General features: G+C 51.7%; 1 protein-coding gene. It reads left to right on the forward strand.

Going from position 1 to position 513, the window contains the following annotated elements; genetic code table 11:
* Positions 1-513, forward strand: a 513-nt coding sequence (locus IEX22_RS16475; protein ID WP_268236893.1) for a two-component regulator propeller domain-containing protein, incomplete at its 3' end; no start/stop codon positions are given.

Genomic DNA, 513 nt, shown 5'->3' on the forward strand with positions numbered 1-513 from the left:
ATTCGTGGCGACAGGCTCGCTCACCCCATGGTGCGTGACATTCTCAAAGACAGAGATGGCAGCATCTGGTTTGCCACCCATGGCGGGCTCAGTCGCCTGCGTCAAAATGAATTGCAACACTTCGGCCGCAATCAAGGATTACCGGGTAATACCGTTTATGCCTTGGAGCAAGATCAGAGTGGTGACCTCTGGCTCAGCAGCAACTCTGGCATCAGCCGCTTTGCCATAGACAAAGAAAAAGTATTAACCTTCAACGAGTATGAAGGATTGCAGGCGCTGGAGTTCAACGGCAACGTCAGTTGGCAGGACAAGGACGGCAGTATCTGGTTTGGCGGCATCAACGGCCTGAACCATTTCTACCCGCAGCAGGTACCCAAGGTACGCAAGCAAGCCAAACTGGCCCTGGCCGGATATCGTCTGGGTAACCATTATTTTCCTCGGCTTGAACTGGATGGTATTCCCGAACTGACCATATTGGATAGCAACCAGCTAATAAGCTTTGAAATAACCGCT

It is taken from the genome of Tersicoccus solisilvae (assembly GCF_014643255.1).
GTDB lineage: Bacteria > Actinomycetota > Actinomycetes > Actinomycetales > Micrococcaceae > Tersicoccus > Tersicoccus solisilvae.